Annotated in this window: 15 protein-coding genes; 4 read left to right on the top strand and 11 right to left on the bottom strand. The window is 73.9% G+C overall.

Annotated features, from left to right (window positions below; translation table 11 throughout):
* The 5 genes from G5C62_RS08985 to G5C62_RS08965 all read right to left on the bottom strand — a co-directional run.
* The coding region (locus tag G5C62_RS08985) for an ABC transporter substrate-binding protein (RefSeq protein WP_164700714.1) at positions 1–624 on the bottom strand (624 nt) is incomplete at its 3' end.
* On the bottom strand, positions 621–1856 hold the full coding sequence (locus tag G5C62_RS08980; protein WP_052091222.1) for a branched-chain amino acid ABC transporter permease: 1236 nt from the start codon (positions 1854–1856) through the stop codon (positions 621–623). The genes G5C62_RS08980 and G5C62_RS08985, both read right to left, overlap by 4 nt.
* Entirely contained in the window at positions 1849–2739 is an 891-nt protein-coding gene (locus G5C62_RS08975; protein WP_036336314.1) for a branched-chain amino acid ABC transporter permease, read from the bottom strand. Before G5C62_RS08975 ends, G5C62_RS08980 begins: the two co-directional genes overlap by 8 nt.
* Entirely contained in the window at positions 2736–3626 is an 891-nt protein-coding gene (locus tag G5C62_RS08970; RefSeq protein ID WP_241175795.1) for an ABC transporter ATP-binding protein, read from the bottom strand. Before G5C62_RS08970 ends, G5C62_RS08975 begins: the two co-directional genes overlap by 4 nt.
* Positions 3614–4402: an ABC transporter ATP-binding protein gene (locus G5C62_RS08965; protein ID WP_036336312.1), complete on the bottom strand. Its 789-nt coding sequence runs from the start codon at positions 4400–4402 to the stop codon at positions 3614–3616. The genes G5C62_RS08970 and G5C62_RS08965 overlap by 13 nt, the downstream gene beginning before the upstream one ends.
* A 487-nt stretch (positions 4403–4889) precedes the next feature.
* On the opposite strand from G5C62_RS08965, the gene G5C62_RS08960 reads away from it, so the two are divergent.
* Positions 4890–5645, top strand: coding sequence for a 3-hydroxybutyrate dehydrogenase (locus G5C62_RS08960; protein ID WP_036336311.1), 756 nt, complete (start codon positions 4890–4892; stop codon positions 5643–5645).
* Positions 5646–5662: 17 nt separating this feature from the next.
* Complete coding sequence (locus G5C62_RS08955; RefSeq protein WP_206330540.1) at positions 5663–7612, top strand: helix-turn-helix domain-containing protein; 1950 nt, start codon at positions 5663–5665, stop codon at positions 7610–7612.
* Positions 7613–7662: 50 nt separating this feature from the next.
* On the opposite strand, the gene G5C62_RS08950 is transcribed toward G5C62_RS08955, so the two are convergent.
* The 4 genes from G5C62_RS08950 to G5C62_RS08935 are packed head-to-tail and all read right to left on the bottom strand — an operon-like array spanning position 7663 to position 11298.
* Positions 7663–8268, bottom strand: coding sequence for a response regulator transcription factor (locus G5C62_RS08950; protein WP_036336310.1), 606 nt, complete (start codon positions 8266–8268; stop codon positions 7663–7665).
* Positions 8265–9515, bottom strand: a complete 1251-nt coding sequence (locus G5C62_RS08945) for a sensor histidine kinase (RefSeq protein WP_164700713.1) — start codon at positions 9513–9515, stop codon at positions 8265–8267. Before G5C62_RS08945 ends, G5C62_RS08950 begins: the two co-directional genes overlap by 4 nt.
* A gap of 11 nt (positions 9516–9526) precedes the next feature.
* Positions 9527–10345: an ABC transporter permease gene (locus G5C62_RS08940; protein WP_164700712.1), complete on the bottom strand. Its 819-nt coding sequence runs from the start codon at positions 10343–10345 to the stop codon at positions 9527–9529.
* Between the two features lie 26 nt (positions 10346–10371).
* On the bottom strand, positions 10372–11298 hold the full coding sequence (locus G5C62_RS08935) for an ABC transporter ATP-binding protein (protein ID WP_241175794.1): 927 nt from the start codon (positions 11296–11298) through the stop codon (positions 10372–10374).
* 197 nt (positions 11299–11495) lie between these two features.
* On the opposite strand from G5C62_RS08935, the gene G5C62_RS08930 reads away from it, so the two are divergent.
* On the top strand, positions 11496–12416 hold the full coding sequence (locus tag G5C62_RS08930; protein ID WP_241175793.1) for a 3-methyladenine DNA glycosylase: 921 nt from the start codon (positions 11496–11498) through the stop codon (positions 12414–12416).
* An 18-nt stretch (positions 12417–12434) separates the two neighbouring features.
* Positions 12435–13274 (top strand): tyrosine-protein phosphatase, encoded by an 840-nt coding sequence (locus tag G5C62_RS08925; RefSeq protein WP_164700710.1) that lies wholly within the window; start codon positions 12435–12437, stop codon positions 13272–13274.
* 175 nt (positions 13275–13449) lie between these two features.
* Here the strand turns inward: G5C62_RS08925 and G5C62_RS08920 are convergent, their stop codons facing one another.
* Complete coding sequence (locus G5C62_RS08920) at positions 13450–13605, bottom strand: hypothetical protein (RefSeq protein WP_156119173.1); 156 nt, start codon at positions 13603–13605, stop codon at positions 13450–13452.
* 316 nt (positions 13606–13921) lie between these two features.
* Positions 13922–15640 carry a phosphoenolpyruvate--protein phosphotransferase gene (locus G5C62_RS08915; protein WP_164700709.1) on the bottom strand — a complete coding sequence of 573 codons (1719 nt, stop codon included), beginning with the start codon at positions 15638–15640 and terminating at the stop codon, positions 13922–13924.
* Between the last annotated feature and the right edge of the window lie 135 nt (positions 15641–15775).

The raw sequence follows: 15775 nt of genomic DNA, 5'->3' as shown, positions 1-15775 counted from the left end.
CCCGGCCAGCCCGTTGGCGCCGTACTCGCCCTCGAAGTAGATGTGGCCGACGGTGTCGCCCTCCTTCAGCAGGCCCTCCTGGAACAGGTAGTCGTAGCCGTTGGCGATCTCGACGTCGTACGTGGCACCGACGACGCCGGTGCCGGGGATCTCGGTGAGGGTCTTGGACCAGGCGGAGGGGAAGTTGACGATCTGGTCGGACTCGTACTCCGGCGCCAGTGCGGTGTTGATCGGCGACCCGATCGTCTGCTGCATCGCCAGGATGCTGTCCTGCATGCCGCTGTACAGCTGGACGCCCTGCTGCGGGACGTAGCCGGTGTCCTGGACGTCGAGCTCGACGTCGTAGGTGTCGCAGACCTGGTTGTTCTCCCAGAACAGCGAGTTGGCGTTGGTGATGTCCTGGCCGAGCGCGGCGAAGACGCCGGTCAGGTCGGTGAGGACGCCGAGGGTGATGGTGTTCCCCTCGATGCCGACGTCGGTGATGACGTCACTGGCCGCCGCCCCGCCTTCGCCGCTCCCGCCGCCACCGGAGCTCTCCGGGGCCTTGGTGCTGCAGCCGCTGGCCGCCACCGCCAGGGCGGCGGCGAGCATCGTGGCACCGGTCGAACGATTGCTCAGTCTCACGTCGTGCTCCCTTGGGCTGGTTTCTCTGACGGGACAGGGCTGGTGGAACGGCTGGAGGTGTCGGGCGCGCTCTCGGTGACGCGGCCGCCGGGACGGCGACGGCCACGGCCGGTCACGCGTCTGGCGATCCCGGCGAGGCCGGCGGGTTCGAAGAGGATGACCAGGACGATCGCCGTGCCGAAGAGGAAGCGCGCTGCCTCGCCGGCGGCGAGCCCGCCCTCGCCTCGCCCGCCCACGAACGGGATGACGTCGGCGTAGCGCTGGAAGACCAGCGGCAGCGCGCTGACGAACAGCGCCCCGAGTACCGCGCCGTTCACCGAGCCCAGCCCGCCGAGCACGATCATGGCGAGGTAGAGGATCGACACCTCGAGGCCGAAGGACTCCGGTGCGATGCTGCCGATGGACAACGCGTACATCACGCCCGCCAGCCCGGCGTACATCGAGCTGACCAGGAAGATGCGCGCCTTGTAGCCCTGGACGTTGACGCCCATCACCGAGGCCGCCACCTCGCTGTCCCGCAGGGTCTGCAGTGCTCGGCCGGGCCGGCTGCGCAGCAGGTTGCGGGCGAAGAGGTAGGCGGCGATGGCCAGCACGAGCCCGAGGTACCACAGCCGCTCGGACTCCCGGAACGGGACACCGAGGACGTAGAGCTCCGGGTCCCGGCTCGCGAACGTGAAGCCGAACAGGGCGAACTCCGGCGCCGCACGGCCGTTGAAGCCGCCCGTGACCGAGGTCCACGCGTTCAGGACGTGGACGCCGATGAACACCAGGGCCAGCGATGCGACACCGAGGTAGATGCCGCGCAGCCGGGCCGCGAGCGGGCTGAAGACCAGCCCGGCGAGTCCGGCCAGGAGGACCCCCACGATCATCCCGACGACCGGCGGCAGCCCGAGCCCGCTCAACTCCGCGACCCCGAGCCCACCCGGTTCGCCGGACACGTAGACGTAGCTGACCGCACCGACGGCGAGGAAGAAGGCATGGGCCAGCGAGAGCTGACCGGTGTTCCCGACCAGCAGGTTCAGGCCGATGGCACCGACGATCGCGCCGAACGCCGCGAACCCGGTCCGCAGCCAGAACTCCTCGACGTACAGCGGGAGCAGCAGCAGCACGACCAGCAGCGCGACCAGCAGCAGCGGCCGCAGCAGCCTGCGGCCCTGCGACGGCCCCGCCGCAGCAGGCCTGGCCGTGCTGGCGGTCGATCCGCGCGCGGCCGTGGCGGTCGATTCAGACACGGGTCAGCTCCCTGGTCCCGAAGAGCCCGGACGGCCGGAAGAGCAGCACCGCGATCATCACGATGAAGGGGACGACGGCGCTGAAGCCGCGGCCGAGGAACAGCAGCTGGTCCTGGTACCCGGCGGCCAGCGCCTCGGCGATCCCGATCAGCAGCCCGCCGACCAGCGCACCGCCGACGGAGTCCAGCCCGCCGAGGATGGCAGCCGGGAAGGCCCGCAGCGCCACCGCGTACGCCGCGGGGGTGACGCCGGGGGTGGGTGATCCGACGAGGAACAACGCCGCGACGGCGGCCAGCACACCGGCGACGACCCACGCCAGCGCGGACACCTGACCCTGCCGGATCCCCATCAGCGCCGCGGTCTCGCCGTCCTCCGCCGACGCGCGCATCGCGATGCCCCAGTTGGAGTACTTGAAGGCCGCGAAGAACAGTGCGATGAGCACCGCCGCGACGAGGATCGCGATCAGCCGGTTCTGACTGAGGCCGACGTTGCCGATCCGGAAGGACTCCCCGCCCCACGGGTGCGGGACGTTGAGGATGTCCGAGCCCAGCCGCCGGATCAGCTCGGTGAGCAGGATGATGTCGACGCCGATGGTGACGATGGCCAGGCTGATCACCGGCGCTCCCCGCAACCGGTTGATGATCAGCCGCTCCACGATGAACGCCGCGGTCGCGGTGATCAGCATCCCGACGAGGATGGCGGGGAAGAAGCCGAGCGGCCCGGACAGCCTCGCGATGGAGTAGGCCCCCAGGAGCAGCAGGGAGCCGTGCATGAAGCTCACGACCTCGCTGGCCTTGAAGATGATCACGAACCCCATGGCGATGAGGGCGTACAGCACGCCCAACGAGATGCCGTTGAGCAGCAGCGACAGGAATTGGGTCACGAGCGGGTCCCTGACGTGTCGGAGGGGTGGCTGCTGGCACCGTGGGCGGCAGCGGCGTCGGAGGGGTCGATCTCGTCGCCGGAGCCCAGGTACGCCCGGATGACCTCCGGGTTGGCCTGTACCTCGGCCGGTGTGCCGTCGGCGATCCGGCGGCCGAAGTCGAGCACGGTGATCCGGTCGGCCAAGGACATGACCATGCCCATGTCGTGTTCGACGAGGATGATCGAGATGCCCAGCGCTGTCCGGATCTCGCGGATCGACTCGGCCATGCGGCCGGTCTCCTCCGCGTTCATGCCGGCCACCGGCTCGTCGAGCAGCAGCAACCGCGGCTCGGTGCACAGCGCCCGGGCCACCTCCACCCGCTTCTGGTCGCCGTAGGACAGCACCCCGACCGGCGTGTGCAGCTTGTCGCCCAGCTCGAGGAACTCGGCGATCTCCGCCACCCGCTCACCGTGTCGCTTCCCCTCCCGGGTGGCTCGCGGCAGCCGCAGGCCGGCGGCGATGAACCCGGCCTTGGTCAGGTGGTGCCGGCCGAGCATCAGGTTCTCCGCGACCGACTGCGTGGCGGACAGGGCGATGTTCTGGAACGCCCGGGCGACGCCGATGCCGGCGATCCGGAACGGCCGCATCTGGTCCAGCCGGTGCTCGCCGAACCGGACCTGGCCCTCATCTGCCTGGTACACCCCGGACAGGACGTTGAACATCGTCGACTTGCCTGCACCGTTGGGCCCGATGACGGCGTGGATGGTGCCGGGGGCGACGGTGAAGGAGACGTCGGACAGCGCGGTGATGGCCCCGAACCGGACGGTGACGTTCTCCACCTCCACCGGCGGGACGTCGGTCGAGGTGCCCCGCCCGGCGTCGGCCGGCGCGGTCACGCGGTCCACCGGGAGAGGGTGCGGCGCGGAGCCGAGGCGGTGACGGCGGCCGTCTCGTCGCTGCCGTGCCCGAGGTAGAGCCGCTGCACCTCGTCGGAGCGGGACAGCTCCGCGGCCGGGCCGGACAGCGACACCTCGCCCACATCGAGGACGTAGGCCCGATCGGCGACCCCCAGCGCCATCGTGGCGTTCTGCTCGACGAGCAGCACCGAGGTGCCCTGCCGGTTGATCTCGGCGATGACCTCGCCGATCTGCCCGATGATGCGCGGGGCCAGCCCCAGCGACGGCTCGTCGAGCAGGAGCACCTTCGGGCTGGCCATCAGTGCCCGGCCGATGGCGAGCATCTGCTGCTCGCCGCCGGACAGCAGGGCGCCGCGCTGGCCGCTGCGCTCCTGCAGCACCGGGAACAGCTCGTACACCCGGTCCCGCGCCCGGGCCTTGGCCGCCTTGTCCCGGTTGCCCATCCCGCCGGCCCGGAGGTTCTCCTCGACGGTCAGCCGGCCGAAGATGCGCCGCCCCTCCGGCACCTGGACCAGCCCCATCCGCACCGTCTGCGCCGGGTCGCGACCGCTCAGCTGGTCGTCACCGAAGCGGACCGACCCGGAGTCGACCCGGCCCCGGTGCAGGCGCAGGGTGCCCGAGATGGCGCGGAGCAACGTGCTCTTGCCGGCCCCGTTGCTGCCCAGGACGGCAACGACCTCGCCGTCGGGGATCTCCATCGACACACCGCGGAGGGCCTGCACGGCACCGCCATAGGTCACGTGGAGAGCGTCGATGCTCAGCACGGACAGCTCCTCTCTGGGTGGGCCGACCGGAGCCCGTGACCGAGGTCGGGCGTCGGGTCGTGCCGGTCGGCGACAGGGCACTTCACCGGGCGCTGCGCAGTCGACGGCGGACTGTGATCCATGTCGCGGCGTGCCATGGGTCCACGACGGAACCGTGACCACCACGACCCGTGGTGGGAGCACGTGGTCGGCACGCCTGCCCCGCGCACGGCGGGCGCCGCCACCAGCGGTGGAGCGGACATGTGGACTCCTCGGTCGACGCCGACGGTCAGCGGGCGCAGTGGACGCTAGGGCCGGCTCCCGATGCCCACCATGTGCTCAGCACCGAAGAAAGTGACCTGGCTCATGTGGGCGGCCGACATAACCGCACCCGTCCAGGACCACAGAGGACAGGGACGTCTCATGTACCGCCACACCACGCCCTGGGAGTCGACTGTGTGCCGGGCGGCCATGGGCGCGCACCGGTCGGCGTCCTAGCCTCGCCGCCATGGCCTCCTCCGAGCCCCTGTCCGGACGTCGCGCGATGGTCACCGGGGGCGCCTCGGGGATCGGGCGGGCGTGTGCCGTGCGACTGTCCGCAGCGGGCGCGGACGTCGTCGTCGTCGACCGCGACGGGGAGCCGGCACAGCAGGTGGCCGACGAGGTCGGCGGCACCGCCGTCGCCGTCGATCTCTCCGACCTGACGGCGATCGACCGACTGGACCTGGCCGTCGACGTGCTGGTGAACAACGCCGGCATGCAGCACGTCGCTCCGCTGCACGAGTTCCCGGTCGACCAGTTCAGCTACATCCTGCGGCTGATGGTCGAGGCCCCCTTCCGGCTGGTCCGGGGTGCGCTGCCGTCGATGTACGAGCGGGGCTGGGGCCGGGTGGTCAACATCAGTTCCGTGCACGGGCTGCGGGCCTCGCCGTTCAAGTCGGCCTATGTGACCGCCAAGCACGGGCTCGAGGGGTTGTCCAAGGTCATCGCCCTGGAGGGCGCCGAGCACGGGGTCACCTCGAACTGCGTCAACCCGGCCTACGTACGGACGCCGCTGGTGGAGGGGCAGATCGCCGACCAGGCCCGGGCCCACGGGCTCACCGAGGCCGACGTGGTCGAGCAGGTGATGCTCGCCCCGGCCGCCCTGAAGCGGCTGATCGAGCCCGAGGAGGTGGCCGACGCGGTGGCCTGGCTCTGCTCACCGGCCGCGACGTCGGTGACCGGCAGCTCCCTGGTGATGGACGGCGGGTGGACCGCCCACTGACCGTCCGACCGGCGAGAATGCCGGTCGTGACGACGTCGCCCGACTCCCCGTCGGTCATCCCCGGCCCGGCTCTCGGCGGCACCGCCGAGTTCCTGGAGCTGCTCCTCGGCGACGCGGCGGCCATCGAGTACGAGCGACCACTGGTGCAGGCCCGGGCCGCCGGAGCCCAGCCCGCCGAGATCGCCGAGCTGGAGCGGGCCAAGGTGCTGGCCCTGCAGGTGCGGGAGGCATTCCAGGCGCGCCGTCGCCGAGAGGCGGAGCTGTCGGCGCTGTTCGACACCGCCGGCGACCTGGCCCGGCTGCGCAGCGTCGACTCGGTGCTGACCGCGATCGTCCACCGGGCGCGCCAGCTGCTGGGCACCGACACCGCGTACCTGACGCTGAACGACGACGCCCACGGGGACACCTACATGAGGGTCACCGACGGGACGGTCTCGGCCTGGTTCCAGGGGCTGCGGCTGCCGATGGGCGCAGGACTCGGCGGCCTGGTCGCCCAGACCGCCGCCCCGTACGCGACGGCCAGCTACTTCACCGACACCCGTTTCCGGCACACCGAGGACATCAACGGCGGGGTCGCCGAGGAGGGACTGGTCGCGATCCTGGGGGTGCCGCTGCTCCGCGGGTCGCAGGTCATCGGGGTGCTGTACGCCGCCGACCGCACCGAGCGCACCTTCGAGCGCTCCGAGGTCGCACTGCTGGGCTCGCTCGCCGCGCACGCGGCCATCGCCCTGGACAACGCCCGGCTGCTGGAGGAGACGCGGGCGGCGCTCGAGGAGCTCTCGGTCACCAGTCGCGAGCTGCGGGCGCACAGCGCCTCGGTCGAGCGCGCCGCCGGCGCGCACGACCGGTTCATCGACCTGGTGCTGCGGGGCGGCGGCGTGGAGGAGGTCGCCGTGGCGGTCACCGAGGTGCTCGGCGGGCGGCTGACCGTGCTGGACCAGGACGGCCGGGCGACCCCCAGCGGGGGCGATCCGGGGCCACCCGACCCCGCCGGCGCGCTCAGCCTGGCCCGCGCCACCGGCCGCACCGTGCGGGACAGCGACTGGTGGACCGCCGCCGTCACGGTCGACAACGAGCTGATCGGCGGCCTCGTGCTGTGCCGCGAGGAAGAGCTCTCGGACTCCGACCAGCGCATCCTCGAGCGCGCCGCGCTGGTCACCGCGCTGCTGCTGCTGATCCGGCGCTCCGCGGGCGAGGCCGAGCACCGGGTGCGCGGCGAGCTGCTCGGCGAGTTGCTGACCACGCCGGGCCGTGACCCCGACGGCCTGCGCGAGCGGGCCCGGCGACTCGGCGCCGACCTGGACCGGCCGCACGCCGTGGTGGTCGTCCAGGTCGCTGACGGCGCGCGGACCCGGGCCGCCGCCGCCGCCGGGCACCTGGCCGCCGTCCGCGGCGGGCTCGCCGGTCTGCACGACGGCCGGGTCGTCGTCTGCCTGCCCGACATCGCCGCCGGCGTGGCAGCGGAGGCGGTGCGCGTCGAGCTGCGCTCGGCGGCCGGGGTGGTGACCGCAGGTGGTGCGGGGCCGGCGACCGGACCCGAGGCGCTGGCCGCCGCCGCCACCGAGGCGGGCCGCTGCGTGAGCACGCTGATCGCGCTCGGACGCAGCGGCCAGTCGGCCGGCGCCGAGGAGCTCGGCTTCTTCGGGCTGTTGGTCGGCGACCAACGGGACGTCGGGGCCTTCGTCCGCGCGACGCTGGCACCCCTGCTCGACTACGACGCCCGGCGCGGGACCGACCTGATCGCCACCCTGCGGGCCTGGTTCGACGCCGGCGGCAGCCACGCGCGCGCCGCGGAGGCGCTCCGGGTCCACGTCAACACGGTCACCCAGCGGCTGGACAGGGTCGCCCGGTTGCTCGGCAAGGACTGGGCGGCCCCCGATCGGGCCCTGGAGGTGCAGCTCGCACTGCGCCTGCTCCGGCTCGCCGACGGCGACACCGTCGGCACGGGCGGCCAGGCAGGGCACTGACCTGGGCGGTGGCGCTGCTCGAGCTCGCGGGCGGTGGGGCGGCGCCGGGGTCAGATCCAGCCGTGCCGGCGCGCCGTGTCCACCGCGGCGTGCCGGTTCGGCGCACCCAACTTGGCCGACGCCGCGGACAGGTGGTTGCGGACCGTCCCCGGCGACAGGTGCGCCCGCGCGGCGATCTCCTCCACGGGGGCACCTCCGGCGGCCAGCTCCAGGACGTCGGCCTCGCGCGGCGTCAGCGGGCTGTCCCCGGCGCTGATCGCCTCGGCGGCCAGCTCCGGGTCGACGTAGCGCCCGCCCCGGTGCACCGTGCGCACGACGTCGCTGAGCACGGCGGCGCTGACCGTCTTGGGGAGGAACCCCCGGACCCCGGCCTCCAGGGCACGCTTGAGGTGGCCCGGCCGCCCGTGCCCGGTGACGATGACCAGCCCGCAGCCGGGCAGCAGCGTGCTGAGCTCGCCGGCCACGCTGATCCCGTCCCGGTCGGGCATCTGCAGGTCCAGGACGGCGACGTCCGGGGCGTGCGCCCGGGCCATCGCCAGGGCCTCCGCCCCCGACGACGCCTGGGCGACCACCTCGAGGTCGTCCTCCAGGCCCAGCAGCGCGGCGAAGGCGGAGCGGACCAGGTTCTCGTCGTCGGCGAGCAGCACCCGGATCATGCCGCGCCCCCGGTGGGCAGCGTGGCGGTGACGGTGAACCGGTCGCCGTCCCGGCCGGCGTGCAGGGTCCCGCCGGCACCGGCCAGTCGCTCCCGCAGCCCGGTCAGGCCGTTGCCCTCACCCGGCTCGGCGGAGACGCCGTCGTTGCTCACGGTCAGCCGCACCTCTCCACTCCCTCGCTCCAGCGTGATCGTGCACTCGGCGGCCTCGCTGTGCCGCAGCACGTTGGTGACCGCCTCCAGCACCACCCAGCCCAGCGCGGCCTGCACGGGCTCGGGCAGGGTGCCGGCGCCGTCCTCACCCTGCACCGTGCAGCCCACGCCGGCCGCGCGCAGCACGGAGCGGGCTCCGGCGAGCTCGCCGGTGAGGTCGGTCCGGCGGTAGCCACGGACCACCTCCCGGACCTCCTTCAGCGACTCCTCGGCGATCCGGCTGATGTCGGCCACCTCCGCGGCCGCCTCCGGCCGGGAGCGGCGGACCAACTCCCCGGCCAGCTGGCTCTTCACCGCGATCGCGGAGAGGTTCCGGCCCATGACGTCGTGCAGGTCGCGGGCGAACCGCAGCCGCTCCTCGGCCACCGCCAGCTGCAACTGCACGCCGCGGGTGCGGTCCATCTCCAGCACCACGTCGAGCACCCAGACCGAGAACCGCCAGGCCAGGACGACGGCGCAGACAGTGACGCCGAGGAGGGCGGCCAGTGCGGCCGACGGACCCCGCGGCGCCCCCTCGACGAAGGCGGCGACCCCGCCGCCCAGCACCCCGATCACCGCGGCCGGGGGTACCAGCCGGCGAGTGGCCCAGACCGTCGAGCAGGCGGTGAGCACCATGCCGAGGGGCAGCGCCAGCGCCCACGGCGCCCCCTCGGTGTACTCCCCGTCTCCCGCGGACGCCCAGAGCCCGGCCGCCCCGGTGGCCAGGGCGGCCGCGAAGGCAGCCACGACGAGGATCGGCGAGACTCCCCGACCGACCCGGTGTGCCTCCAGTCCGCGTGCGGCCAGCACGACCGCGAGGACGGTGGTGACCGAAGTGCCGACGAGGAAGGCGACGACCGCGGCCCGGGAGACCACCTCGGTCACCGAGCCCAGGACGCCGAAGGTGAACAGCGGCAGCCCGCCGCCGATCCACCCGTAGAAGGACCAGCGCGTGTACAGGTCGATCCGCTGGGGCGCCGTCCGGCTGCTCCACCAGCGCGAGACGGTCGGCACGGCGGTGATGCTGCCGTACCGGCCGATCCGCGCAGCGCTCACCGGCCCACTGCTCACCGGCGCGGCGCCCACCGGAACCCCCGGGTGGCGGCCACCGTCCCGATCAGCAGCCAGCCGGCCAGCACGGCCAGCGGCAGCGGCGCGGCCGCCCAGGCGCCCGCGGCGTCCACGCGGTCGCCGTCCCAGGTGACGCCGGCCAGCCCGAGCTGCAGCAGTTCGACCACGGGGGTGACCGGCATCAGCCGGGCCACCAGGGCGACCGGCTCGGGGAAGACGCTGAGCGGGGTGATCAGACCGGACAGCGCCGAGGTGACGACGACCAGCGGCAGGGTGGTGACCTGGGCGCTCTCGGCCGAACGGGTGAAGCTCGTGCTCGCCGCCGCGAGCACGGTCATCAGCAGCGCACCGCCGAGCAGCGCGATCACGGGGAGCAGGAACTCGACCGGCGCGCTCCACTCCCCCAGCACCACCACGCCCACGGCGACCAGCGCGACCTGGCCGAGCGTGACCAGCAGGGTGCGGACGGCGGTGCCGACGAGCACCTCCAGCCCGGTCAGCTCCCCGGTGCGCATGCGCTGCAGCACCAGCTCCTCGCGCCGGGCGACGTAGGTGATCACCAGGTTGTAGTAGGTGACGAAGACCAGGGTCACGCCGACGGCGGCGACCAGCAGCCGAGGCCCCAGTGGGAGGTCGCCGTCGATGCCGAGCGCCGGGACAGCGGCCACCAGGAGCAACGGCAGCAGGCCCGAGTTGACGACGGCGGTCCGGTTGCGCAGGAACAGCCGCAGCTCGCCACCGGCCAGGGCGGCGACGCGACGCAGCCGGCTCGGGGCCGTCGCGGTGGGTGGGGCAGGGGCGTGGGTGGTGGTCATGGCAGGGGTCCTCTCGGCTGGGTGGGTCACGCGGACGGGGTGCGGGCCTCGGCGGCCACGGCGAGGAAGGCCTGCTCCAGCGAGGCGGACCGGGCCTCCAGCGCCCTGAGGACGACGTGGTGCTCCGCCGCCCAGGCGAGCAGCTCGGCCAGCACCGGCTGGAGCGCGCGGGTGTGCCACTCGACCCGTGGCCGCTGCGAGACCACCTGCACGCCCGCCGGCCGCGGCAGCTCGGGCGCGTCCTCGTCGAGGGTGAAGCGGAGGGTGGCCGGCTGGGTCTCGGCGATCTCCTCCTGCGTGCCGGAGAGCACGATCTGCCCGTCCCGCAGCACCGCCACCCGGTCGGCCAGCTCCTCGGCCTCCTCCAGGTGGTGGGTGGTGAGCACCACGGCAGCCCCGTCGGCGACCAGATCGCGGACCAGCCCCCAGACCTGTCGCCTGCTCTCCGGGTCCAGGCCGGTGGTCGGCTCGTCCAGCACGACGACCCGCGGCCGGCCGAGCAGGGCCAGCGCGAGGCCCAGCCGCCGACGCTCGCCGCCGGAGAGGCTGCGCACCCGGACGTCGGCCCGGTGGGCCAGCTGCACCTGCGCCAGCGCCTCGGGCACCGGCCGTGGGTCGGTGAGCGTGCCGGCCCAGGCCTGCAGGGTCTCGGCCACGGTGAGGTCGCCGGGCAGGCCGCTGGCCTGCAGCAGCACGCCCAGGTGTGGCCGCACCCGGGCCCGCTCGCGCACCGGGTCGGCGCCGAGCACCCGCACGGTGCCGCCGCCGGCCGGCGCCAGCCCCTCGAGCACCTCCAGCGCCGAGGTCTTGCCGGCCCCGTTGACGCCGAGCAGGGCGAAGACCTCCCCCGGCCGGACCTCGAAGGAGATGCCCCGCACCGCCTCGAAGTCGCCGTAGCTGCGCCGCAGGTCCCGCACCTCGATCGCGGGAGCGGCCTCGACGGGCGCGGACACTGGTGGGGCGCTGGGGCGCACGGTCGACCTCCTCGATGCGCCGCCGGCCGCCGTCGGGCCGGTCTGTCGGACGCATCCCCCACGTTGCTGCCACTCCGCGGCCGGCACAGGTGCCTGGGCGCACGACTTCTGCCCGCCGGTGCACGGACGGGCGGTGACACGTGTCATGGGTGTGGGTGCGCGCCTACCCTGGGCCGGTGCTCCCCGTGCTCGCCCCCGCGCCGACGGTGCTGCCCGAGCCGAGGTGGACGGCCCGGGCCGGAGCCCACCGGCAGCGGATGGACACCTGGCTGACCCCGTACCAGGAGCGGCGTCGCACCGGGGTCGCCCACCCGGTGCTGGACTTCCTCTTCACCTACTACTCCGAGACGCCGGCCCGGCTGCGCCGGTGGCACCCCGGGGTCGGGGTCGTGCTCACCGGCGAGGCCGCCACCGAGCGCCTGGGCTGGCCGTTCTACGCGGAGGTCGACGCCCGGGACGCCGCGGGGGAGCCGGTGCGCGGGGTCGGGCTCGACGTCCCGGCGTTCCTGGCCAAGCGGCGGGCGTCGGTCGGCTGGGTGGAGGGCCTGCTGGCCGGGACGGCCAGCAGGCCGGGCCAGTTCGGCTGCTTCGGGATGCACGAGTGGGCGATGCTCTACCGCCCCGGCGAGGGCGAGGTGCGGCACGAGCAGCTGCCGCTGCGGCTGGGGCAGGCCGGCACCGACGCCGTCGTCGAGTCCCACCGGGTGCAGTGCAGCCACATCGACGCGTTCCGGTTCTTCACCCGCGCCGCCGAGCCGCGCAACACGCTCCGGCCCACCCGGGACACCCAGCAGCAGCTGGAGCAGCCCGGCTGCCTGCACGCCACGATGGACCTCTACAAGTGGGCGTACAAGCTCGGCCCGGCGGTGCCCGGTGAGCTGCTGGCCGACTGCTTCGCGCTGGCCGCCGACGTCCGCGAGCTGGACATGCGCGCCTCCCCCTACGACCTCACGAGCCACGGGTACGCACCCGTCGCCGTGGAGACGCCGGAGGGCAAGGCCGAGTACGGCGCCGCCCAGCGCGCCTTCGCCGACCGCGGCGCGGGGCTGCGGCAGCGACTGCTCGCGGTGTGCCGGGAGCTGCTGGCGCTCGGCTGACGTCGTACGGTCGGGGGCGTGACCTCCACCCGCACCGACCGCTGGCTGCACCTGGACGGGACGACGAACACCCGTGACCTGGGCGGGCTGCCCACCACCGACGGCGGGACGACGCAGTTCGGTCGGATCCTGCGCAGCGACAACCTGCAGACCCTCAGCGCAGCTGACGTCGCCGCGCTCGTCGAGGAGGTGGGGCTGACCGAGGTCGTCGACCTGCGCACCACCGCCGAGATCCTGCTCGAGGGGCGCAGCCCGCTGCGCGACGTGGACACGGTCACCCACCGGCACTTCACCCTGCTGCCCGAGCGGGGGATGCGCACCGACGTCTTCGCCGCCGAGGAGAGCGACGAGGAGATCCGGGCGCAGCTGCCGGCCGACTGGGCGGAGTCGCTCCTCCCCCGCCAGGTCGCGCCCGGGGACGAGGGGGAGCCGCCCGCCGTCCGCTCCTACCTCGGGTACCTGTCCGACGGCACGGAGAACGTGCTTGCCGCGGTCCGGTCACTGGCCGCCGGCGGCCCCGGCGCTGCAGTGGTGCACTGCGCCGCCGGCAAGGACCGAACCGGCGTGGTCTGCGCGCTGGCGCTCGCGGTGGCCGGGGTGACGCCGGAGGCGATCATCGCCGACTACGCGCAGACCGCCGAGATCATCGACGCGCTCGTCGCCAAGCTGGCCAGCAGCCCCACCTACGCCGAGGACATGACCCGGCGCGACGTCGCCAGCCACACCCCGCGGGCGGAATCGATGCGCCGGGTGCTGGAGGTGCTCGACGAGCGCTGGGGTGGCCCGGTCGGCTGGCTGGAGCAGCACGGCTTCGGCGCCGAGGAGCAGGCCGCCCTGCGGTCCCGCCTCCGCGACTAGGCGGGCCGGCGCGGCTCTTGCGCAGCTGCGCGCGCTCTCGGGGTCGCGCACGACCGAGAGAGCACGCACAAGTGCGCAAGAGCATCCCCACACAGCAGAGGACCCCGGCTCCCAGGGGGAGTCGGGGTCACGGTGCGTGCCTGCGTCCGCCCTCTTCGTCGAGAGCGGGGGGTGTTCAGCGCAGGACGTTGTTGAACTGGCTGCTGTTGGCCAGGGTCAGCAGCTCGTCGCGCATCGCGGGGCTGCTGGTGCGGGCGACGGCGGCATCCACTGCCCGCCGCGTACGCGACGCCTGCCGACGCTGACGCCAGCTGGAGGTCACGCTGCTCATGTCACTGCCTTCTTTCGGTGGTCCTGAGTGGGTGTTACGTGTGTATTAAATCAGGCGTAGCGGCTGGTATTCCAACGGATCTAAGGCCGTGTCGCTAAAGCTTCCGATGGAATCTTCACCCGAAGGGGGTGGCGGCCATAGATCCGTCATCTTCGCGCCACTTGTCCAGCACCTACGGAGTGCAGTCGGTCACCTCTGCAGGGTGAAGGACGATGCCTGGAGACGTCAGCGCCCCGTCGGTCACCTTCGACCGACGGGGCGCGGGCGCTCTCCCCCTCTGCACGGGCCCGTCACGGGCCGGCGAGCACGGGGGACCTCAGTCGGCGGCGAGCAGCACCTCACGCACGGCGGCGCGGGCGGAGGCGGGGTCGGCTGCGGCGAGTGCCGCCTCCGCAGCGCGCTGACAGGTGGCCAGGTCCACCGTCGCCAGCCGCGCACCCACCCCGGCCACCGACGAGGCGGCGCAGGACAGCGAGCTGATCCCCATGCCCACCAGCACGCAGGCGAGCATCGGGTCGGCAGCCGCCTCGCCGCAGACCCCCACCGGCTTCCCCGCCCGCTGACCGGCAGCCGCCGTCGCCTGCACCAGCGCCAGCAACGCCGGCTGCCACGGGTCGGTCAGGTCGGCCAGGTCGGCAGAGAGCCGGTCGGCGGCGAGCGTGTACTGCGACAGGTCGTTGGTGCCGATCGACAGGAAGTCCAGGTGTTCCAGGAACCGGTCGGCGAGCACGGCGACCGAGGGCACCTCCACCATGACGCCCGGCACCATGCCCCGCTCCCGCACCTGGGCGGCGAACTCCGCGGCCTCGGCCACGGTGGCCACCATCGGGGCCATCACCCAGGGCTCGGCACCGGTACGGCTCGCCGCCTGGGCGACCGCGTCCAGCTGGTGGGTGAGCAAGCCGGGGTCACGGCGGGCGGTGCGCAGCCCACGGACGCCGAGGGCCGGGTTGGCCTCGTTCGGCGGCGTGGCGAACGGCAGCGGCTTGTCCGAGCCGGCGTCCAGCGTGCGGAGCACGACCTTGCCCTCGGGGAAGGCCGCGAAGACGCCCGCGTAGATCTCCGCCTGCTCCTCGATCGACGGCTCCTCGGTGCGGCCGAAGAAGGCGAGCTCGGTGCGGAGCAGGCCGACCCCCTCGGCGTGCGCCGCCGCCGCGGCCCGCGCCCCGGCGCCGTCCTGCACGTTGGCCAGCACCTGGACGGGGTGTCCGTCGCGGGTCGTACCCGGCCCGCGGTACCCGGCGAGCGCCGCAGCGGCCTCCTGCGCGGCGGCCACCCGGGTGCGGGCCTCCTCCGGGTCGGGGTCGACGGTGACGGTGCCCTGCTCGCCGTCGACCAGCACCATCGCGCCCTCGGGGACGTCGGAGAGCCCGCCGACGCCCACCACGCAGGGCAGCCCGAGCTGCCGGGCGATGATCGCGGTGTGGCTCGTGGCCCCACCCAGCCGGGTGGCCAGCGCGATGATCCGGGACGGGTCCAGGCCGGCGGTGTCGGCCGGCGCGAGGTCGTCGGCGAGCAGCACCGACGGCGTCTCCGGCGCCGGCACCCCCGGCTCGCCCTGGCCGGTGAGCTCGGCGACGATCCGGTCGCGGACGTCGCGGACGTCGGTGGCCCGCTCGGCCATCACCCCGCCGAGGCTGACGAAGAGGTCGACGAACTGCGCCGCGGCGCCCACCGTGGCGGCCTCCGCCGAGGCGCCGTCGCCGATGCGCTGCTCCACGGCCGACAGCAGCCCACGGTCCCGGGCCAGCTGCGCCGTGGTGTTCAGCACCTCGGCGCTCACGCCGGTCGCCGCCGCAGCCCGGCCGGCCAGCCGCGCGGCCACCGCGTCGGCGGCCGAGGTGAACCGTTCCTTCTCGGCCGCGCGCTGCTGCTCCGGGACGACCGGCCCCTCCGCCGGCGGCAGCTCGATGGTCCCGACCGGGCGCACCACCGGGCCGGCGGCCACACCTGGGACCACCGGGGTCCCGGTGAAGACGGTCGCTCCGGTCAGGGCGTCCGGGGAGATCCGGGTCCCGGTCGGCGTGCTGGACATCGGGGGCCTCACTGTCTGCTCGGGCCGGGCGGGTGTCCGGTCGGACGAGCTCCGTCGTAGATGACTGGGGGCGGCGCAACGACAATGGTGCATCCGGTGACCAGGGTCACCAGCAACCCTTGACTTGTCAACTGA

The sequence above is a fragment of the Modestobacter sp. KNN46-3 genome (genome assembly GCF_011039295.1).
This window is presented reverse-complemented; position numbering and strand designations above follow the sequence as displayed.

Bases quoted from the DNA above. Each gene is read 5' to 3' on its own strand.
- G5C62_RS08960 (WP_036336311.1), top strand. From the start codon at position 4,890: ATGGCCTCCTCCGAGCCCCTGTCCGGACGTCGCGCGATGGTCACCGGG.
- G5C62_RS08955 (WP_206330540.1), top strand. From the start codon at position 5,663: ATGCCGGTCGTGACGACGTCGCCCGACTCCCCGTCGGTCATCCCCGGC.
- G5C62_RS08950 (WP_036336310.1), bottom strand. From the start codon at position 8,268: ATGATCCGGGTGCTGCTCGCCGACGACGAGAACCTGGTCCGCTCCGCC.
- G5C62_RS08940 (WP_164700712.1), bottom strand. From the start codon at position 10,345: ATGACCACCACCCACGCCCCTGCCCCACCCACCGCGACGGCCCCGAGC.
- G5C62_RS08920 (WP_156119173.1), bottom strand. From the start codon at position 13,605: ATGAGCAGCGTGACCTCCAGCTGGCGTCAGCGTCGGCAGGCGTCGCGT.
- G5C62_RS08915 (WP_164700709.1), bottom strand. From the start codon at position 15,640: ATGTCCAGCACGCCGACCGGGACCCGGATCTCCCCGGACGCCCTGACC.